Source organism: Zhouia amylolytica (assembly GCF_900116365.1).
GTDB lineage: Bacteria > Bacteroidota > Bacteroidia > Flavobacteriales > Flavobacteriaceae > Zhouia > Zhouia amylolytica.
Genome location: NZ_FPAG01000002.1, coordinates 162,006 through 183,139 on the forward strand (window position 1 = coordinate 162,006; position 21,134 = coordinate 183,139).

19 protein-coding genes are annotated in these 21,134 nt (G+C 35.4%); 9 read left to right on the plus strand and 10 right to left on the minus strand.

Annotated elements, in window-relative coordinates:
• The first annotated feature begins 109 nt into the window (after nucleotides 1–109).
• Nucleotides 110–1,231, plus strand: a complete 1,122-nt coding sequence (locus BM361_RS03285; RefSeq protein WP_038265510.1) for a WD40/YVTN/BNR-like repeat-containing protein — start codon at nucleotides 110–112, stop codon at nucleotides 1,229–1,231.
• Nucleotides 1,232–1,255: 24 nt separating this feature from the next.
• Here BM361_RS03285 and BM361_RS03290 read toward each other — a convergent pair whose 3' ends face one another.
• The 7 genes from BM361_RS03290 to BM361_RS03320 form a co-directional block, all read right to left on the minus strand.
• Nucleotides 1,256–1,714: a hypothetical protein gene (locus BM361_RS03290; protein ID WP_038264813.1), complete on the minus strand. Its 459-nt coding sequence runs from the start codon at nucleotides 1,712–1,714 to the stop codon at nucleotides 1,256–1,258.
• 1 nt (nucleotide 1,715) lies between these two features.
• Nucleotides 1,716–2,231: a hypothetical protein gene (locus BM361_RS03295; protein WP_074976890.1), complete on the minus strand. Its 516-nt coding sequence runs from the start codon at nucleotides 2,229–2,231 to the stop codon at nucleotides 1,716–1,718.
• A gap of 33 nt (nucleotides 2,232–2,264) precedes the next feature.
• Entirely contained in the window at nucleotides 2,265–2,807 is a 543-nt protein-coding gene (locus BM361_RS03300; RefSeq protein WP_074976892.1) for an RNA polymerase sigma factor, read from the minus strand.
• A gap of 242 nt (nucleotides 2,808–3,049) precedes the next feature.
• On the minus strand, nucleotides 3,050–4,876 hold the full coding sequence (locus BM361_RS03305; RefSeq protein WP_074976894.1) for an ABC transporter ATP-binding protein: 1,827 nt from the start codon (nucleotides 4,874–4,876) through the stop codon (nucleotides 3,050–3,052).
• Complete coding sequence (locus BM361_RS03310; protein WP_074976896.1) at nucleotides 4,876–6,597, minus strand: phospho-sugar mutase; 1,722 nt, start codon at nucleotides 6,595–6,597, stop codon at nucleotides 4,876–4,878. The genes BM361_RS03305 and BM361_RS03310 overlap by 1 nt, the downstream gene beginning before the upstream one ends.
• A gap of 26 nt (nucleotides 6,598–6,623) precedes the next feature.
• Entirely contained in the window at nucleotides 6,624–7,583 is a 960-nt protein-coding gene (locus BM361_RS03315) for a glycosyltransferase family 2 protein (protein WP_038264798.1), read from the minus strand.
• Between the two features lie 41 nt (nucleotides 7,584–7,624).
• The gene (locus tag BM361_RS03320) at nucleotides 7,625–8,143 is read right to left on the minus strand and encodes a DUF4199 domain-containing protein (RefSeq protein ID WP_074976898.1); all 519 of its coding nucleotides are present in this window, start codon (nucleotides 8,141–8,143) and stop codon (nucleotides 7,625–7,627) included.
• A gap of 182 nt (nucleotides 8,144–8,325) precedes the next feature.
• On the opposite strand from BM361_RS03320, the gene BM361_RS03325 reads away from it, so the two are divergent.
• Nucleotides 8,326–8,577 carry a type B 50S ribosomal protein L31 gene (locus BM361_RS03325; RefSeq protein WP_038264794.1) on the plus strand — a complete coding sequence of 84 codons (252 nt, stop codon included), beginning with the start codon at nucleotides 8,326–8,328 and terminating at the stop codon, nucleotides 8,575–8,577.
• Nucleotides 8,578–8,723: 146 nt separating this feature from the next.
• Nucleotides 8,724–9,899 carry a GlmU family protein gene (locus BM361_RS03330; RefSeq protein WP_038264792.1) on the plus strand — a complete coding sequence of 392 codons (1,176 nt, stop codon included), beginning with the start codon at nucleotides 8,724–8,726 and terminating at the stop codon, nucleotides 9,897–9,899.
• A 626-nt stretch (nucleotides 9,900–10,525) separates the two neighbouring features.
• On the opposite strand, the gene BM361_RS03340 is transcribed toward BM361_RS03330, so the two are convergent.
• Nucleotides 10,526–12,166 carry an ABC transporter substrate-binding protein gene (locus tag BM361_RS03340; RefSeq protein ID WP_074976900.1) on the minus strand — a complete coding sequence of 547 codons (1,641 nt, stop codon included), beginning with the start codon at nucleotides 12,164–12,166 and terminating at the stop codon, nucleotides 10,526–10,528.
• Between the two features lie 92 nt (nucleotides 12,167–12,258).
• Here BM361_RS03340 and mtaB point away from each other — a divergent pair, with 92 nt between their 5' ends.
• Nucleotides 12,259–13,596 (plus strand): tRNA (N(6)-L-threonylcarbamoyladenosine(37)-C(2))-methylthiotransferase MtaB, encoded by a 1,338-nt coding sequence (gene mtaB, locus BM361_RS03345; protein WP_074976902.1) that lies wholly within the window; start codon nucleotides 12,259–12,261, stop codon nucleotides 13,594–13,596.
• 41 nt (nucleotides 13,597–13,637) lie between these two features.
• Here the strand turns inward: mtaB and BM361_RS03350 are convergent, their stop codons facing one another.
• Nucleotides 13,638–13,931, minus strand: coding sequence for a GNAT family N-acetyltransferase (locus BM361_RS03350; RefSeq protein ID WP_038264781.1), 294 nt, complete (start codon nucleotides 13,929–13,931; stop codon nucleotides 13,638–13,640).
• Nucleotides 13,932–14,129: 198 nt separating this feature from the next.
• Between BM361_RS03350 and BM361_RS03355 the strand changes: the two genes are divergently transcribed.
• Genes BM361_RS03355 through cls form a run of 3 tightly spaced genes read left to right on the plus strand, consistent with a single transcriptional unit; the run spans nucleotide 14,130 to nucleotide 17,267 of the window.
• Complete coding sequence (locus tag BM361_RS03355; protein ID WP_038264777.1) at nucleotides 14,130–14,801, plus strand: alpha/beta fold hydrolase; 672 nt, start codon at nucleotides 14,130–14,132, stop codon at nucleotides 14,799–14,801.
• 58 nt (nucleotides 14,802–14,859) lie between these two features.
• The gene (locus tag BM361_RS03360; protein ID WP_074976904.1) at nucleotides 14,860–15,810 is read left to right on the plus strand and encodes a lytic transglycosylase domain-containing protein; all 951 of its coding nucleotides are present in this window, start codon (nucleotides 14,860–14,862) and stop codon (nucleotides 15,808–15,810) included.
• Nucleotides 15,810–17,267 (plus strand): cardiolipin synthase, encoded by a 1,458-nt coding sequence (gene cls / locus BM361_RS03365; protein ID WP_074976906.1) that lies wholly within the window; start codon nucleotides 15,810–15,812, stop codon nucleotides 17,265–17,267. The genes BM361_RS03360 and cls overlap by 1 nt, the downstream gene beginning before the upstream one ends.
• 31 nt (nucleotides 17,268–17,298) lie before the next feature.
• Here cls and BM361_RS03370 read toward each other — a convergent pair whose 3' ends face one another.
• A complete protein-coding gene (locus BM361_RS03370) occupies nucleotides 17,299–17,814 on the minus strand; it encodes a membrane protein (protein ID WP_038264767.1) in 516 nt (171 codons plus the stop codon).
• 172 nt (nucleotides 17,815–17,986) lie between these two features.
• Between BM361_RS03370 and rpmH the strand changes: the two genes are divergently transcribed.
• Together rpmH and carB are read left to right on the plus strand one after the other, a co-directional pair.
• Complete coding sequence (gene rpmH / locus BM361_RS03375) at nucleotides 17,987–18,145, plus strand: 50S ribosomal protein L34 (RefSeq protein ID WP_038264765.1); 159 nt, start codon at nucleotides 17,987–17,989, stop codon at nucleotides 18,143–18,145.
• A 104-nt stretch (nucleotides 18,146–18,249) separates the two neighbouring features.
• Nucleotides 18,250–21,105: a carbamoyl-phosphate synthase large subunit gene (carB, locus tag BM361_RS03380; protein ID WP_038264762.1), complete on the plus strand. Its 2,856-nt coding sequence runs from the start codon at nucleotides 18,250–18,252 to the stop codon at nucleotides 21,103–21,105.
• The last annotated feature ends 29 nt before the right edge of the window (nucleotides 21,106–21,134 follow it).

Below are 21,134 nucleotides of genomic sequence, written 5' to 3' on the forward strand. Positions count from 1 at the left end.
TTATTTTTGATTAAACTCATTTATAAAAGTTATATTAAAATAAGTTTTAGTTACCCAGGTGTAAAATTCGGTTTAAAAAGAACTCTATAAATTAATAAAAATGAAACAGATGAAAAAACTTATGCTCTTACCGCTGGTATTACTTATGCTGGTAGTTTCTTGTAAGCAATTACAAAAGGAAAAGGAAGAGGTAAAAGAAGAAGAGACAGAGGAAATTGACGAAATTAAAGACACACCTGAAAAAGAAGCAGATTATGTAGCTCGTGATATTTCTGAGGTTGATATTGTTGAAATTTATGATGGGGAATTAAGTATTCGCGCAATCACCATTATGCAAGGAAATCTGGCATTTGCAGGTTCGAAGAACACCTATGGAATTTATAACACAGATTCAAAGACGACCAGAACATCAACGGTTGAATTTGATTCATTGGATATTGAATTTAGAGCAGTTGCCAGCACCTCTTCTGACTTTTATATGTTGTCTATAGCAAATCCAGCAATTCTAATAAAAACCGGAGATAACGGTCAATTAGATTTGGTGTATAAGGAGGAGCACGAAAAAGTGTTTTATGATAGTATGACATTTTGGAATGATTTGGAGGGAATTGCGATGGGGGATCCTGTCGAAGATTGTATTTCGATAATAATCACTCGTGATGGAGGCAAAACATGGAGAAAGTTAACCTGTGATATTCTACCAACGGCAGCAGAGGGAGAGGCTGCATTTGCTGCCAGTGATACCAATATTAAGGTGGTTGGTGATAAAACCTGGATTGTTACTGGAGGTACAAAGAGCAGGGTTTTGTATTCTCCTGATAAAGGTGAAACATGGGAGGTTTTTGATACGCCAATTGTAACTGGAGATGCTAAAGGTATCTATTCTGTTGATTTTTATGATGATACTAATGGGATCGTTATAGGCGGAAGTTTTAAAGAACCAAATGACTCTATTGCCAATAAGGCTGTAACCAATGATGGAGGCAAAACCTGGAAATTAGTAGCAAGCGGTCAAGCACCGGGATATAGATCGTGTGTTCAGTATGTGCCAGGAGGGATGGCCAAAGAAATAGTAGCCTTAGGCTTTAAAGGTATAGATTATAGTAAGGATGGCGGTGTAACGTGGAAACATCTTTCCGATGAAAGTTTTTATACCCTAAGATTTTTAAACGATTCTGTTGCCTATGCAGCGGGTAATAATAGAATAGCAAAGCTTACCCTTAGAGAATAAAAAAAGCGGCAAATGCCGCTTTTTTTATTCTTTTCTCTCTTTACCCTTTCGTCTCTCACTTCTTAACTGATCGATCAGTTTTCGGTGAAATTCCCATTCTGCCCTTTGAAGCATCATTATTTTGCTGTAAGGTAATACAGCCTCCAGCTTGGTTAGCATATTTCTTCTGTTGGAACACATATGGTTTTCCAGAGATAGCCATTCCTGATACATTTTTTTGGCTTTAGATTCAGATAGGTCCTCCAGCGGAGTTTCTTTTAAAGTTTTTTTTATTTTACCCATTTCTTCATACTTCAATTTATGCATGGTTTCGTCATATGAGTTGTAAATAGGCCAAAAGCTTTCTGCCTCTTGGGTTGTAAGAGCAAGTTTTTCGGTTATGAAGGCTACTTTAAGTGCTTTGATTTTTTCATGTTTACTTTCTTGTGCCTGAAGCACTGATACAAAGAAACATATAGCAAATAATGTAAATAACTTTTTCATTTTATTGGGTTATGGTTAGCTCCTCGTAAGGATCTATATTTTCATTTAAGTATTCAATTAATTCTTCTTCCGTTATTGTGTTGTTTAGTATTTGAACCTGATCAATTTCTTCTTCGGAAGAAAAATAATCTTCAATATCTAAACTGAATAAACTGGTATAGTTCGTGTTGATATATTCTTCCACCTCAGTTACGGGTATATTTTCCATACTTGTTTTTGGGGCGAAAGGATTAATGATACTAAGAACCAATATAAAAACAGCAGCTATGCTAGCCACCGTAATAAATCGGGTTTTGTTACGCTGGTAAAGAGAAATAATACTTTTATCAGATGGTAATTGTGTTTCCACCCGATCTTCAATATTGTTAAAATAGCCTTTAGGTGTTTTAAAACTATTAGTCCGGGGGATATGACACTCCTGAGTTGATATTTTATCTAAAATATCATCTTCAAGGTTGTCAAAATACCCTTTAGGGATCTTGAAGTTATTGGCTTTATGTAAATTGTTCTTTCTCAACACGTTTGTTTGACTTTTTATTTATTAAAAAGTTTAATCACTGGTTAAAAATTCTTCAATTTTCTTAACGGCATGATGATAGGATGCTTTTAGAGCTCCTACAGAGGTTCCTAAAATTTCAGAAATGTCATCGTATTTTAAACTATCGTAATATTTCATGTTAAAAACAAGACGCTGTTTTTCCGGAAGTGTGGCAATTGCTCTTTGTAATTTGAGTTCTATTTCACTACCATCAAAATAGATGTCAGCTTCCAGGTTATTTACTATAGATTCCTGAAGTTCTTCGTTGGTAATGTTTAGTTTTTTGGCTTTACTGTTCAGGAGTGTAATTGATTCGTTAGTTGCTATTCGGTATAGCCAAGTATAAATCGAACTGTCGCCTTTAAAGTTGTCGATATTTCTATACGCTTTAATAAAGGTATTTTGTAACACGTCATCAGCATCATCATGATTTAAAACGATTCTACGAATATGCCAGTATAGGCGTTGTTTATTTTGGGTAATAAGGTCTCTGAACGCATGTTGTTGCGTTTTCTTATTTTTAAGTTGTTCGATAAAAACAGATTCCTGTGTCAAATTACCTTAATTTTTCTTCTTAGACTCTGAAAATATTTTAGCGTTTAAAATGTGTGTGTAATTGTTAATAACTTGTTGAAAACTATGCATTTCATCGAAAAACGGTATTTTTCTCACGATGAAATACATATTTTTTATATTTTAGTATTGTTAATAAACAACCTAGACCCCAAATACCACTATATTATATTGCATTATTTTGGTTAGGATGTAGCTTTCAAAGGTTACATCCTTTTTTATTTTTATTCAAAGGATTGCATTTCAACCAATTTTCTGTAGGTTCCTTTTAGGTTGAGCAATTCATTGTGTGTTCCTTGCTCTACAATTTCTCCTTTCTGCATAACAATAATTTGATCAGCGTTTTGTATAGTAGATAGTCTATGGGCAATAACCACAGAAGTTCTGTTCAACATCATGTTTTCCAGAGCCTTTTGAACAAGTTTTTCGCTTTCAGTATCCAGGGCAGAAGTAGCCTCGTCGAGAATCATAATAGGGGGGTTCTTCAAAACTGCCCGGGCAATCGATAAACGTTGTTTCTGTCCGCCACTTAGTTTTCCACCCGCATCTCCTACGTTTGTATCAAAACCATTTGGCAAATCTTTTATGAATTCATACGCATTCGCAATTTTGGCTGCTTCTAATATTTCGTCATCGGTAGCATCCGGCTTTCCTAGTTTTATATTGTTGGCTACCGTATCATTAAAAAGAATAGAGTCCTGAGAAACAACTCCCATTAAAGAGTGTAAGGAATGCTTGGTTATTTGTTTGATGTTGATATTATCAATTTCGATACTTCCTTCATCGATATCATAAAATCGTGTAATAAGGTTGGCTATAGTGCTTTTTCCGCTACCGGATTGACCAACCAAGGCAATAGTTTTACCTTTAGGAATCGTTGCAGAAAAGTTTTTAAGGACATAATCGTTTTCATATTTGAACGATATATTGTTAATACGTATTTCTTTTTCGAAACTGTTTTTAACAATGGCATCAGGAGCGTCCTTAATGGGATTTTCGGTGTTTAATAGTTCCAGAATCCTTTCTGCTGCGCCGTTACCTCTTTTTAAGCTATAGCTTGCCTTCGAAATTCCTTTTGCCGGTGTGAGTATATTATAAGCAAGAGTGATATATCCTATAAAAAAACTTGCTTCCATACTATCGTCAATGAAAACCAGATATCCACCATATACCAATAATATGCCGATAACGATGATTCCCATAAGTTCACTCATTGGAGAAGCTAGATTCTGTCGGTTCAAAACGGAGTTTGAGAATCGGTAATATCGCTCATTGGAAGCTTCAAACTTTTTTTGAAAAGCATCTTCTGCGTTAAATGCCTTAATGATTCTTAGTCCCGACATTGTTTCTTCAAGGATGGAAAGAAATATACCTTGTTCTTGCTGTACTTTTACGGATTTCTTTTTAAGAGATTTACCAATTTTAGAAATTAGAAATCCAGATATTGGAATAAATACGAACACAAATAAGGTTAATTTCATGCTAAAAACAAACATGGCAATTAACGAGAATAATATCGTTAAGGGCTCTCGTACAATCATTTCCAGTACAGATAATAGTGAGTTTCTTACCTCTTCTACATCTGCGCTTATTTTTGAAATAGTGTCACCTTTTCTCTTTTCTGAATAAAACGAAAGCGGTAGCGCAACAACCTTGTTGTACATGGCATTACGGATATCTTTTAAAACTCCATTACGTAAAAATGTAATGTAGTACATCGCCATGTAATTCGATATGTTTTTTAATAAAAATAAAGAAATGATGATGCCGACCATTAGCATCAGAACTTTAAAACTGCCATAAGTTGTTATCAGTGTTGATAACTCATAATTCAGGTAATCTTGGGTATAATCTTTTAAAGATCCGAGTCCTTCATATACGGGTTTGGTATATACTTCTTTTTTATCACTAAAAATTACTTTTAATACTGGAACCAATGCTACAAATGACAATGTTCCGAATAACGCGTAAAGGATATTAAAGAAGATGTTTAAATACGCATACCTTTTGTAAGGTTTGGCAAAGCCTAGTATTTTTTTGAAATAATCCATTAATTGAAGTTCAGTTCTTTAATAATACGGTCAATTTTGCTATCGAGTTCATTCTGGGTAGCTTCAAAGTCGTCTATTGACTCTAAAGGCTTATTTACACTAAAATAAAACTTGATCTTTGGCTCGGTACCACTTGGTCTGGCTGCTATTTTTGTTCCGTCTTCAGTGTAATATATTAGAACATTAGACTTTGGAATTTGAATAGATTCCTTAACTCCGGATTGTAGGTTGTATGAAATGGAAGTGCTATAATCTTCAATTTTGAGAACTTTAGAGCCATCTATAGATTGAACAGGTTTCTCTCTTAAATCGATCATCATTTTTTTAATTTCTTCTGCACCACTAATTCCTTTTTTCGTAATTGAAATCAACTTTTCTTTATAAAAACCGTAATCTACGTATGCCTGTAGCAGGTCTTTATAAAAGGAGCTTTTATTCGCTTTGGCTTCAGCAGCAATTTCACAGGCGAGTAGGGTAGCGGTTACCGCATCTTTATCTCTAACGAAATCACCAACCATAAATCCGAAACTTTCTTCACCACCGCCAATGAATGGTTGTTCTGGATGGTCTTTAATCATTTTAGCAATCCATTTAAAACCGGTAAGTCCAATTTTGTATTCTACCCCGTAAGCATTTGCCAGTTCATTCATCATTGGCGTAGATACGATTGTTGAGGCTATAAATTCGTTACCTTTTATTTGATCTTTCCTTTTCCATTGATCTAATAAAAACTTAGTCATCATCACCATAGTCTGATTACCGTTAAGTAAAATCATTTTACCGTGGAGGTCTCTAACCGCGATGCCCAGACGATCACAGTCCGGATCGGTACCAACGACCATGTCAGCATCTATTTCATCGGCCATTTTAAGTGCCATTGTCAAGGCTTCAGGTTCTTCAGGGTTTGGAGATTGAACAGTAGGGAAGTTACCATCCGGTTTTGCTTGTTCTTCAACAATATGAACATCAAATCCTGCTCTTTTTAGGACTTCGGGAACCGTCGTTATTGAGGTTCCGTGAAGTGAGGTGAAGACAATTTTAAACTGATCTTTTCCTTTGGCATTAAAGCTTCCATTTTCAAGGGAAGCATTGATGAAGGCTTCATCAACGTCTTTATCTATTAATTTAATTAAGCTTTCGTTTGAATTAAAGTTGATATCGGTAAAATCGAGTGAGTTAATCTCATTAATTATTTCACCATCTTGCGGAGGTACTATTTGTCCTCCGTCTGTCCAATAAACTTTATATCCGTTATATTCGGGTGGATTGTGTGAGGCTGTTAATACAATTCCACACTGACAATCTAAATATTTAACGGCAAAAGAAAGCTCGGGAGTTGGGCGTAATTCTGAAAACAGGTATACGGTTATCCCGTTTGCAGACAAAACATCGGCTACAACTTTGGCAAGTGTATTACTATTGTGTCGGCAATCGTAGGCAATAGCCACTTTAAGCGCAGCTTCGGGATATGCTTTTTTCAGGTAATTGCTTAATCCCTGTGTGTTTTTTCCCAGGGTATATTTATTTATACGATTAGTTCCAACACCCATTACCCCCCGCATTCCTCCGGTTCCGAATTCAAGATCTTTATAAAATCGTTCTTTAAGTTCTTCAGGGTTATTATTTATTAAATCCTGTACTTCTTTTTTCGTATCAGCATCAAATGAACTGCTAAGCCATTTTTTGGCATTGTCCATTACTTTTTCTAAAGAGATGTCCATAAAATATTGTTATTAAGTCATAACACTTATGTGTTAATCATTTCAGAAATTTTATATCGTTCATTACTGGTACGTTTATTTCTTAGGATAATTTCACCTAAAAAGCCAGCCATGAAGAGCTGAGTACCGATAATCATAGTGGTCAAAGATATATAAAACCAAGGGTTTTGGGTTACCAGTATGGTGGGCAAATCGTGGTATAATTTATATAATTTCGAAACACCTATAAATCCAGCTGTAAGGAAGCCTATGAAAAACATGAGTACTCCCAGCGCTCCAAAAAAGTGCATAGGTCTCTTACCGAATTTAGATATAAACCAAATTGTAATTAAATCCAGAAAACCATTAATAAAGCGCTCCATCCCAAATTTAGTTTTACCATATTTTCGGGCTTGATGTTGAACAACTTTCTCACTGATATTCTTGAAACCAGCATTTTTTGCCAAGACGGGGATATATCGATGCATTTCTCCGTATACATCTATATTTTTAATAACCTCATTTCTGTAGGCTTTGAGGCCGCAGTTAAAATCGTGAAGTTTTACTCCTGATGTTTTTCTTGCCGCCCAATTAAAGAGTTTTGAAGGTAAATTTTTTGAAATTACCGAATCGTATCGCTTCTTTTTCCAGCCTGAGACTAAGTCATTTTTTTCTTTAATGATAAGATTGAAAAGTTCAGGTATTTCTTCCGGGTTGTCTTGTAAGTCGGCATCCATGGTTATAACCACATCTCCCTGGGCTAAATTAAAGCCGGCATGTAAAGCTTGTGATTTACCATAATTTTTAAAGAAACGGATTCCTTTTACATTGGAGTCCTTCTGGGAAAGATTTTTGATTTTTTTCCAGGAATCATCAGTGCTTCCGTCATCAATAAAGATGATTTCATACGAAAAACGATTGGACTGCATAACCTTAGCAATCCAATCGTGAAGTTCGTTTAATGATTCATATTCGTTAAGTAGCGGTATTACTACTGATATATTCATGTACGTTATCTCTGAGTCGATTTAAGTTTCAAAGATAATAATTAGTATTCACTTGGAGCCTTTTTCATAATAAGACCTGCTATAAGTGATACGATAAACCCAAAGAAAAGACTCATGATAAGAGCAATAGGGTAACCTATCCAGAAATAATTTTTGCTGGCTTCAATCTGCTTGTCAATTTCTTCACTGGTGAATTTGCCCATTTCGGTTAATTTTGCTCGCTGCATCTCAGCGAATTTCTCCATAAAACTCGCATCAATTACATTTACTAATAGGTATTGGTATATTACACCTATAACCCCAGCGATTAGGGCAACCCCGATTCCAACTTTTAAAGCCTGAGATAATGTTAATACATTGTTGTTGGCCTTCCTGTATTGAAAAATTGCAATTGAAACTACAGCGGCCATGATCACAATTCCGATAATGCCTGCGGCAGTGTTTTGTTCGTAGTGCATGTCTAAAGAAAATAGCATTAGACTAAAAACAATACTAATTGCACCAAGAATTAATCCGAATCTTAAAGCAAATTTGCCTGTCTTTGGTTGAGTGTTCTCCATGTTATATAATTAATTTGTTATGTGAAATTAGTAATAAACTCCGTACATTTGTTACACGAAAAGAAGAAATTTAAACTTATAGATGATTTTTTAAGCTAATGTGTTGTTAGTTTATAAAATATGCTTAAATTTGCACCTCTGAAAATTCGACAAACGTAATAAGCGATAATAAAATTAAGGCGATGAAAAAAGGTATACATCCAGAAGGTTATAGATTAGTGGCATTTAAAGATATGTCTAACGACGATGTTTTTATCACTAAGTCTGCAGCAGAATCTAAAGAGACTATTGATGTGGATGGTGTTGAGTATCCATTGATCAAATTAGAAATATCTAGAACTTCACACCCTTTCTATACTGGTAAGGCTAAATTAGTAGATACAGCTGGTCGTATCGATAAATTTAAAAACAAATACGCTAAATTCAAGAAATAAGCGTTTTTTACAATATCATAAAATTAAAACCTCTGAATTTTCAGAGGTTTTTTTATTTCATAAGAAAAAGGTGTCCTTAAAGTAAGGTTAAAGTGATGTCTATTTTTTATTTTTGATTAATAAATTACATCTAAGTTGTAAGCCGTATGAACTATATTTTATTCGACGGACCGGCAAGAAATGCTTTGTTGCCTTTCACCTATACACGTCCTGTTGCCGATATTCGTATTGGAATCTTAACCATTCGTGAAAAGTGGGAAAAATATCTTGGGTATACCACTACTACTATTACAGAAGAGTATCTGTCTGAAAAATACCCTATGGTAGAAATGGAGCATAATGTATTAATAAACTCTTCGGTTCTTCCAAATGAGAAATTGGTTGAAATGGTGAAGAACCTACGGAATAATCAGGCTATTTTTTATGAGGATGATGTGGTTGCTTTTTACACTTCAGACACTCAGGAAGAAATTGATTTGGAGTCATATGAAGTTGTTGAATATCATGGTGAGCTGATTACTGTTGAGCATACCTGGGATATTTTTAGTAAAAACGGTGCAGCAATAGAGGCTGATTTTGAATTGATGACAAAAGACCGTAAAAGTATTCCAATTTCCAATACCAATAATGTTGTTTGTGCTGAGAATATATTTTTGGAAGAAGGGGCTCAGGTTGAATTTTGTACCTTAAATGCCTCTACAGGTCCTATTTATATTGGTAAGGATGCTCTTGTTATGGAAGGGAGTATGATTCGTGGAGGATTTGCCCTGGGTGATGAGGCTGTACTGAAAATGGGTACTCGAATATATGGACCAACAACCATCGGGCCACATTGCAAGGGAGGAGGCGAAATAACCAATTCGGTTATGTTTGCGAATTCGAATAAAGGTCATGAGGGGTATCTAGGGAATTCCGTTTTGGGTGAATGGTGCAATATTGGAGCGGATACAAATACTTCTAATCTTAAAAATAATTACGATCAGGTAAGAGTCTGGAGTTATGAGACAGAGGGGTTTGCCAGAACCGGACTTCAGTTTTGTGGACTGACAATGGGAGATCATAGTAAGTGTGGGATTAATACCATGTTTAATACTGGGACTGTTATTGGAGTAAGTGCAAATATTTTTGGTAGTGGATTCCCTCGAAATTTTATACCTAGCTTTAGTTGGGGAGGTGCTAGTGGATTTTCTACGTATTTACCTAAAAAGGCTTTTGAAACATCCAGGGTAGTGATGAAACGAAGAGGTATTGAGTTTACTGAGCAAGAGGCTGCAATACTTGAATTTGTTTTTGAAGAAACAAAAAAGTATAGGAAAAACTAACAAGCCGGAATTGGCCGATCGCGTGTTTTAATTAAGCAGCACATCGAATTTTCGAACCACAGGAGATAATTCCTATTGCTCTAAATGAAAAAAATCCAGATTGTCCTTGGTTCGTATTTTAGTGTCTAATCTTTAACGATAATATTTTATTAAGCAAGACTGGTTGAGTTGTTTTATGTTTACTTGTCACGGAATCAATTTGTTAGGTGTGGATGATCTGTAAAGATATTTATTACGAAATGTGATGAAATTATATTTTTCCGGAGTTAGGGTGGTTTTGAATCATCCTTTTATTTAAAGAGAAGGAAAATGCTTAGGATAAGGATGGTTAGACCTATCAACACCATAATTATAAGGATATTTCGTTTATGTTGCTGCTTTTTTTTCTTTTGATTTAATTTGAGGTTTTGTATTAAAAGTTCTTTTCTGTTTAATTTTTGACTCTCTTGTTTTTTGGTTAGTAAACTGCCGTATTGTTCTAGTCGGCTAAGTTTGCCGAGGGGTGTTCTGTTCTTTTTTTTCTGAACAGTTTTTGATATTGCATTCGATCTCCCAGACATAATCATTAGAACTTTAGGAGTTGAATACATTAAGTTACGAAAAAAAAACTAAAACAAACCTACGATCTATTTTTTTGCCGGGACTTTAGAAACCTTTTTTAAGTTTAGCATATTTAACGGATTAGCGTTTAAACCTTTAAGGTTTTTATGGGTAAATCGAATGGCTTCGTCATAGTATAGAGGTACAACAGGAGCTTTACTTATTACCAGGCTATCCATTTTTTTATATAAAATTGTGCGAATAGAATCGTTGGGTTCTTTTAAGGCTTTTTGATACCACTTGTCGAATGTGTCATCTGAAAAATGAGTGTAGTTCGGTCCGTTTGGAGCAAAATTTTTGCTGTAAAAAAGGGAGAGGTAATTTTCTGCATCTGGATAATCGGCTACCCAACTTGCTCTGAATACGGCAAGTTTTCCTGTAGCCTTGCTTTGTCTCAGGGTTGACGACGGGACAACATTGATATTGATGATTAATCCAATTTTTTCAACTTCCCGTTGTATATATTCACAAACATCTAAATAGTTGGCATCTGTGGTGATGGTTATTTCGGGTTGAGAAATACCTGTTTCTTTTTTATATCTATTTATTAGTTCTTTGGCTATTTCAGGTTGATAGCTGTATCCTATATTAGTATTATGACCCGACAGTCCTTTTGGGATAAATCCATTTTCTGCTGGGGTGCCAATACCGTTGCGTAAATATTTAATCATTTTTTTTCGGTCGAAACCGTAATTAAGTGCCTTGCGAATAAGGATGGATTGGGTTTCTTTTGTGTCACCCTCCATATAAATTCCAAGATATTCGGTGTTCAAATACGGAGCGGTTACGATGCGTACCCAATCTCTGTATTGAGGTTGTAATTCTCCTGTTGTGCTCAAAAGTTCATCTTTGTAAGAAGCATCTAAATAATTTAAGAAATCAATATTACCCTGAACAAATTGTAGAAATTCACTTTGTTTGTCAGGCAAAAAAGTAATCGCTACTGCTTCGAGATAGGGAAGTGCTTTACCACTTTGATCCTTTTCGAAATAAAGTTCATTTTTTCTAAATACCAGTTTTACGTTTTCTTCCCATAATTTAAATTTAAATGGTCCGGTACCAATGGGGTTTCTTCTAAATTCCTGACCGTAATGTTCTACAATTTCTTCTGGTACCACCGAGCAGTACTTGGTGGTTAAGAGGCCTACAAAGGCCGGAAATGCTTGTTTTAATTGGATGGTGAAGGTGGTGTCGTTTTCAGCTTTAAAGTCATCTACATTATTTAATACCCATTTACCGGGTGAAGCTAATTCAGGGTCTAAAAGTCGATTAAAGCTATATTCGAAATCGTATGCAGTAACAAGCCGGGTGCTGTCTTTTCCGAATAAGGGATGTTTGTGGAAATATACATCATGTCGAAGCGTAAACTTATAGGTGAGTGCATCCTCAGAGACGGTCCATTTTTTAGCAATACCAGGGGTTATGAGGAGGGAATCATCAAGTTCTACCAATCCGTTAAATAACTGATTAACCGCCCATATATCGCTATTTACCCTGGCAAATGCAGGATCCAGAGACAGGATATTCATATGTTCGTTATATCTAAAGACGAGATGGTCGTAATTGTTTCTATTTTGTTTTTTGCATGAAATGAATAGTGCAACAATGCAACTTATTGATATGAACGTAATTAGATTGGGAAAGCTGTTAAGTCTATATTTTATCATACAAGAATTAGTTGGTATATTTGCACTCCCAAAAAGGAGTGATCTCTTTTATTGATGATGTAAATATAATTAGATAGCGAAATAAGTTCGCCATGGAAAGAAAAAAAGTAGCTTTTTATACATTAGGATGTAAACTGAATTTTTCAGAAACGTCTACCATTGCCCGGAGTTTTCAGAATGAAGGTTTTGATCGAGTGGATTTTGAGGAAAAGGCAGATATATATGTAATTAACACTTGCTCAGTTACTGAAAATGCCGATAGGCAATTTAAGCGTATCGTTAAACAGGCGCAAAAAATAAACGCAGATGCTTTTGTGGCTGCAGTTGGTTGTTATGCTCAGCTTAAACCAGAGGAATTGGCAGATGTTGAAGGGGTTGATTTAGTGCTTGGAGCTACTGAAAAGTTTAAAATTACTGATTATTTGAATGATCTTTCCAAGAATGACTTTGGTGAAGTACATTCGTGCGAAATTGAAGATGCTGATTTTTATGTGGGGAGTTATTCTATTGGTGACAGGACAAGGGCTTTTTTAAAAGTTCAGGACGGCTGTGATTACAAGTGTACTTATTGTACAATTCCACTAGCTCGAGGAATTTCCCGAAGTGATACTTTGGATAATGTACTGAAGAATGCTCGTGAAATATCTGAACAAAACATCAAAGAAATAGTTTTAACTGGTGTGAATATCGGGGATTACGGTAAGGGGGAATTTGGTAATAAACGCCACGAGCATACCTTTCTTGATTTGGTAAAGGCTCTGGATGAAGTAGATGGTATAGAGCGTTTAAGGATTTCATCGATTGAGCCTAACCTGCTAAAGGATGAGACGATTACAGTTGTGTCGCAATCAAGAGCATTTGTACCTCATTTTCATATTCCATTACAAAGTGGTAGCAATGATCTTCTGAAGAAAATGAAGCGCCGATATCTACGGGAATTATACGTAGACCGGGTACGTAAAATAAAAGAGTTGATGCCGCATGCATGTATAGGCGTTGACGTGATTGTGGGTTTTCCCGGGGAAACCGATGCGCATTTTTTAGAAACCTATCACTTTTTGAATGATCTGGATATTTCATACCTTCATGTTTTTACCTATTCGGAGCGAGATAATACAGAAGCGGCTAGCATGGAGGGAAGTGTAGATAAGAAGGTGAGATCAAAGCGCAGTAAAATGTTGAGAGGTTTGTCAGCTAAAAAACGTCGGGCTTTTTATGAAAGTCAATTAGGAACCACCCGAACAGTACTATTTGAGGGAGAAAATAAAGAGGGGTATATTTATGGCTTTACAGAAAATTACGTAAAAGTCAAAGCTCCGTGGAATCCCGAATTGGTCAATACGCTTCACGAGGTCAAACTGAAAAAGATCGACGATGATGGAATGGTAAGGTTTGATTTTGTTACAAATACAGAAACTGTAAAGGCATAAAAAAAAGGAGTTAATTTTGAGGTTAACTCCTTTTTTTTGGTTTAAATTCTTATCCCTACAGGTAAAAGGTCCTTGTATTCTTTGTGTTTTCTCAAAAACCCAGCAATTTCAGGAGCGGTAGGGACAACTTTCAAATTTTGTTCTTCAATGTGCTTAAGCACAGCCTTAATAAAATTGTCTTTAAACGCTACATCGGTAACCTCTTCTGGAATCACCATTTTTGTTAAGAAAATTTTTCTTTCCTGTAGAGCGTATTCGATTTTAGCCAAAACTCCATCAGTGGTTGTTTCGAATTGGCGTAAAAAATCATTGTCTGTAATAGAAACATCATTCATCATTTGAGGGATTTAGATCTATTTATCAAAATTAATAAGAATAATAGTGTATTTGAACAGTTTTATTATCTGTCTTATACTATAGTTAATCATTCGTTGTTAAAGCTTAAAATTGATGGTTTGGAAAAGAATTAGCTACTTTTGTTGGTGCAAAATTACTAAAAAAATAGATAAGACCCTATTTTACATTAAATTAACATGGTTAAACCAGTAGAAAAAGTTCCAGTTTACTTAATGCCTGGTATGGCAGCCAGTTCTTTGATATTTAAAAATATAAAGTTACCTGAAGACAGGTTTGATTGTCATTACTTAGAATGGATCATCCCTGAAAAGGGAGAGTCTTTACAAGAATATGCCAGTCGGATGTCGCAATATATTAAGCATAAGGACCCTGTTTTAATTGGAGTTTCATTCGGGGGAATACTTGTTCAGGAAATGGCAAAAATAATTCCGGTAAGGAAGTTAATCGTGATATCTAGTGTGAAAAGTACTAAAGAGTTACCTAAGAGAATGCTATTTGCGAGATATACCAATGCTCACAAAATTTTACCGACAGGACTGGCAAATAATATTGAATTGTTGGCGAAATATGCCTTTGGGGATGTCGTTACTAAAAGACTTGATCTATATCAACAATATTTATCTGTAAGAGATAAATATTATTTGGATTGGTCTATTGATAAAGTAGTAAATTGGAAACAAGAAAAACCGCTTCCAGACGTTGTTCATATACACGGAGAAAAAGATGCAGTATTCCCAAGGGCTTATATAGATGATTGTATAGAGGTTCCGGGAGGAACTCATGTAATGATTATTAATAGATTTAAATGGTTTAACGAGAATTTACCCAGATTAATATTAGAGGAGTGAAACGCTTTTGTATCTTTACTCTACAAAGATTTTTTAAGAAATAATATTAAATTTCAAAATGAAGTACGTAAAGTTTTTTTTAATGAGTGTTGGAGCTATAGTAGTAGCAAGTATGTTTATAAATGCAGCTCAATCAGAGCAGGAGTTTGAGTCGGTTGTAGGTAAGGACTCGGTTTTATTAAACGAAAAAACAAAAGATTATAATGTATATGCTTTAGATCTTCCTGAGAAGATAGACTTTGCAGGAGAAGAAGTGCCACTCTCTGATCCGGATGTTTGGGAACGTCTGGACAGGGAATTATTGGTAAATACTTATTGGCAATCTAACGGGTTGTTATTGATTAAAAGGGCCAACAAGTATTTTCCAATCATAGAGCCAATTCTGAAGAAACATGGTGTTCCAGATGATTTTAAATATTTAGCAGTTATTGAAAGTGGCTTACAAAATGTAGTTTCACCGGCAAGAGCAACAGGGTTCTGGCAAATAATGAAGGGTACAGGAAAGGATTATGGGCTGGAGGTTAATGATAATGTTGATGAACGATATCATGTTGTAAAATCAACCGAAGCTGCCTGTGAGTATATAAAAGATGCTAAAGAAAAACTAGGGTCATGGACTCTGGCAGCAGCAGCCTACAATGCTGGAATGGCAGGTGTAACCAGACAATTGGATCGTCAGAAGGTAGCAGATTATTACGATTTGTTACTTGGTGAAGAGACTAGAAGATATGTTTTTAGAATTCTGGCTATTAAAGAAATATTGTCAGATCCGAAAGCATATGGCTTTAATCTGGATGAAAGCCATCTGTACAAGCATATTCCTACATATGAAGTACAGGTAGATACGCCTGTTACGGATTTTGCTGATTTTGCCAAAAAGTTTGACATTAACTACAAGGTGTTGAAAATCCATAATCCCTGGTTGAGAGATTCGTATTTGAATAATGCATCAAGAAAGAAATATCAGATAGAAATTCCGGAAAAAGGATATTATTCGAAAGCTAAATAGTGTTTGAAGTATTAAAAAATTATTCTTGGGAGCTTTTATTAGGGCTTAACTATCTTATAGCAGTGATCACTGCTATAAGTATTATCTTAAGTAATGTTAACCCAACCAAAACCCTCTCTTATTTAATTTTACTTTTAGCATTCCCGTTTGTAGGAATTGTTATTTATTATCTATTTGGACAGGAATATCGTAAAAGCAAAATCTTCGAAAGGAAAAATGTTTTAAATCAACACCGGATTAAGGAGTGGAAGAACTCTTTGTTTTTGGATTCGGATATTATTCAGCGAATTGAGGACAATCTTCTGGAAGATAAGATTAGGTTGGTAAAGCTACTTTTCCGATCAGAGCGTTCTCCATTAACAATTCACAATAGGGTTAAGGTTCTTCTGAATGGTGAACAAAAGTTTAAAGCCCTCTTTGAAGATATAGATAAAGCGGAAAAGACCATTCATCTGGAATATTATATAATTGAGGATGATATTATTGGTGGGCAATTAATTGATTTGATTTGTAAAAAATCGAAGGATGGAGTGAAGGTAAGGCTTAGCTATGATTATGTGGGAAGTAAGCTTACTTCGAGAGCTTACAAGAAATTGAAGGAAGCCGGGGTAACGTATCATCCTTTTATGCCGGTTTACTTCCCGAAATTTACCAGTAAGCTGAATTATAGAAATCATAGAAAAATAGCCGTAATCGATGGGAAAGTTGGATATGTTGGAGGTATAAATGTTACTGATCGATACGTGAATATTCCAGGTTCTGACAGGTATTGGCGAGATACTCATTTACGTATTGAAGGTGAGGCTGTCGGATCCCTACAATTACATTTTTTACTTAATTGGGATTTTTTGACAGATTATGACCTTGTTATTGAGGATCACTTTTTTCCAAAACCAGAGATCAATGATAAAGCTTTAGTTCAAATTGCGGCTAGCGGTCCTGATAGTGACTGGGCGAGTATTATGGAGGCTATTTTTACTGCAATAAATACTGCTGATAAAAGTATATATATTACCACTCCTTATTTTATTCCTAATGATGAGGTTAAGACTGCTATTACTTCTGCTGCGCGAAGTGGCGTGGAGGTGAAATTGATTTTGCCTGAAAAAGGAGATTCATGGGCGGCACAATATGCCGGTTTTTCATTTGTAGAAGAAATGCTGGAGTCTGGAGTCAGGGTTTATCTTTACACGAAGGGATTTGTTCATGCAAAAACTATGGTGGTCGATGATGTATTTGCTACTGTTGGTACTTCGAATATGGATTACAGAAGTTTCAATATTAATTTTGAGATCAATGCATTGGTTTACGACCGGGCAATAACCAAAGAGCTTTCTGAGGTATTTAATGAAGATCTAAAGAGTTGTAGAGAGCTAACTTTAGATTCGTGGAGAAATAGATCAAAAGTTCAAAAAATTAAAGAGTCATTCAATCGCTTGTGGGCTCCTATTTTATAACAAAATAAAAGCCGCATCAAGCGGCTTTTATTTAGATTTTTTTCATTTGCTGTTGCATCATCTTTATCTGATCGGCCAGCATATTTTGTTTATCTAGTTTTTTAGCTTCATTTAATAACATAGTAGCTTCTCTTTTTCTTCTTTTTTGCATGGCAATACCCGCCAGGCTTAATTTTGCCATTGCCTTATCGTAACCCATGGATAATCCTAACTTAAGTGCTTTCTTAAAGTACTTTTCTGCTTGAGTTAAGTTTGTTTGAGAAGCCATTATACCATTCAGGTAATTATAGTAACCTTGTTGCTTTTTTATTAAAGAACTCTCAGGATTCTTAATTTTATCTAACCACTTTTTGGTGCCTTCAAAATCTTGTTTACGCATTCTGAGAAAGGCCAAAAGTATAAATTCATTTCTGAAATATAGAAATACAAAGACTAACGCAATAAGTATTAAGAATATACCATTGCCGATGTTTCCTTCTATAAATTGATAAACGGCATAGGCTAATGTCAATCCTGCTAATACTAATTTGATATTTTTGTTGTACATGATTAAATGAGTAATTTTGGAGGCCAAAGTTAATAAAAACAAATAAAAATATTTTTTCAAAAAGGTTTGTCAAAGTAAAAACTTGTTGTATTTTTGCGCCGCACTTTGCACAAGGAATTGAAGCGCGGGCACTAATAAATAGATTTACCAAGTTAGAAAAAGATATTAAGTCATGAAAAGAACATTTCAACCATCTAAAAGAAAAAGAAGAAACAAGCACGGGTTTAGAGAAAGAATGGCAACTGCTAACGGTAGAAAGGTGCTTGCTAAAAGAAGAGCAAAAGGAAGAAAGAAATTAAGTGTGTCTTCTGAACCAAGACATAAAAAATAATGATATCAGTATTTTTTAAAATATGAAGGTGTTACTTTTATTAGTAACACCTTTTTTTTATATCTTATAGAAAGAATTCGTTTAAATTACACAACACCAGGAAGATGCCAAAAAGAAAAGACCTCAATTGTATTTTAATTATCGGTTCGGGCCCAATAATTATCGGGCAAGCATGTGAGTTTGATTATTCTGGATCTCAGTCACTTAGATCACTAAGAGAAGACGGGATTGAAACTGTACTAATCAATAGCAATCCTGCTACGATTATGACAGATCCTAAAATGGCCGATCATGTTTATTTGAAACCTTTGACTACCAAGTCTATTGTTGAAATCCTTAAAGAACATCCAAATATTGATGCGGTGCTTCCAACGATGGGAGGTCAAACAGCTCTAAACCTATGTATAGAGGCTGACGAGAAAGGTATTTGGGAAGATTTTGGAGTAGAAATTATAGGTGTTGATATTGAAGCCATAAATATCACTGAAGATAGAGAGCAGTTTCGTGAGCTTATGGGGAAAATTGACGTTCCAATGGCACCTCAAGCAACAGCTTCCTCTTTTTTGAAAGGTAAAGAAATTGCTCAGGAATTTGGATTCCCATTAGTAATTAGAGCTTCATATACGCTTGGTGGTGCAGGAGCTTCAATAGTTTATGAGAAGGAAGACTTTGACGAATTGTTAAGTCGTGGTTTAGAGATTTCACCAATTCACGAGGTGATGATTGATAAAGCCATGATGGGATGGAAAGAATATGAGCTGGAGCTTCTAAGAGATAAAAATGATAATGTTGTAATTATCTGTACTATCGAAAATATGGATCCGATGGGGATTCATACTGGAGATTCTATTACTGTAGCCCCGGCTATGACACTTTCTGATAGAACTTTCCAACGTATGCGGGATATGGCTATCAAGATGATGCGCAGTATAGGTGATTTTGCAGGGGGATGTAATGTTCAGTTTGCTGTGAGTCCGGATGAAAAAGAAGATATTATTGCTATTGAAATTAATCCGCGTGTATCTCGTTCTTCTGCTTTAGCATCAAAAGCTACAGGATATCCAATTGCAAAAATAGCTTCTAAGCTAGCCATAGGTTATACCTTAGATGAATTGGATAACCAGATTACAAAATCTACCTCTGCTTTATTTGAACCGACCTTGGACTATGTTATCGTTAAGATTCCTCGTTGGAACTTTGATAAATTTGAAGGTTCAGATCGTACTTTAGGGTTACAAATGAAGTCGGTAGGAGAGGTAATGGGAATCGGAAGATCTTTCCAGGAAGCATTACATAAAGCTACTCAATCACTAGAAATTAAAAGGAATGGTCTTGGAGCAGATGGAAAAGGATATACCAATTATGATCAGATAATTGATAAATTAACGAATGCCAGCTGGGATAGGGTATTTGCAATTTATGATGCCATACAACTTGGAATTCCACTGAGCCGCATACACGAAATTACAAAAATAGATATGTGGTTCTTGAAGCAATTTGAGGAACTGGATGCATTGGAGAAAAAGATTTCCACATACAATACTATTGAATCATTGCCTAAGCAGTTGTTGCTGGAAGCAAAGCAAAAAGGTTTTGCTGACCGACAAATAGCCCATATGGTAAAATGCTGGGAAAGTGAAGTATATAATAAGCGCGAAGATTTAGGAATTAAACGGGTTTATAAATTGGTCGACACTTGTGCTGCAGAATTTAAAGCTCAAACTCCTTATTACTATTCTACTTTTGAAGATGAAATAGAAACCGCTTCCGGAGAAACCTATGTAGCCAATGAGAGTGTGGTTACGGATAAGAAGAAAATTGTAGTTCTTGGTTCGGGACCTAACCGAATTGGTCAGGGAATTGAGTTTGATTACTGTTGTGTACATGGGGTTTTAGCGGCTGCAGAGTGTGGTTATGAGACCATCATGATTAACTGTAATCCTGAAACCGTATCTACGGATTTTGATACGGCCGATAAATTATATTTTGAACCTGTATTCTGGGAACATATATACGACATTATCAGACATGAAAAACCTGAAGGAGTGATCGTTCAGCTTGGAGGTCAAACGGCTCTTAAACTTGCTGAGAAGTTGGATAAATACGGTATAAAGATTATTGGTACGAGCTTCGAAGCCTTAGATCTAGCTGAAGATCGTGGAAGTTTTTCAACTTTACTTAAAGAGAATAATATTCCTTATCCGGAATTTGGTGTAGCCGAAAATGCAGACGAGGCTTTGGCTCTTGCAGATGAATTAGATTTTCCAATCCTGGTAAGACCGTCTTATGTATTGGGAGGACAAGGAATGAAAATTGTTATTAACAAAGAAGAACTAGAGGAGCATGTTGTTGATCTTCTAAGAAAGATTCCAAATAATAAATTGTTGTTGGATCATTACCTGGATGGTGCCATAGAAGCGGAGGCGGATGCAATTTGTGACGGTGAGAATGTATATATCATTGGTATAATGGAGCACATCGAGCCTTGTGGAATTCACTCTGGTGATTCAAATGCTACTTTACCTCCTTTTAATCTAGGTGAGTTTGTAATGCAGCAGATAAAAGATCATACTAAAAAGATTGCACTTGCTTTAAATACTGTAGGCTTGATAAATATTCAGTTCGCAATTAAAGATGATAAAGTGTATATCATTGAAGCGAATCCGAGAGCTTCCAGAACAGTACCTTTTATAGCTAAAGCTTATGGCGAACCGTATGTGAACTATGCCACTAAAGTAATGCTTGGCGATAAAAAAGTTACTGATTTTGATTTTAATCCTAAATTAGAAGGATATGCAATCAAACAGCCGGTGTTCTCATTCAATAAATTCCCTAACGTAAATAAGAATCTGGGGCCTGAAATGAAGAGTACAGGTGAAAGCATCTTGTTTATCGACAGTCTTAAAGACGATGAGTTTTATGATTTATACCAGCGTAGAAGAATGTATTTAAGTAAATAAAATTATTGTGATTTTAATAGAAAAGGGTT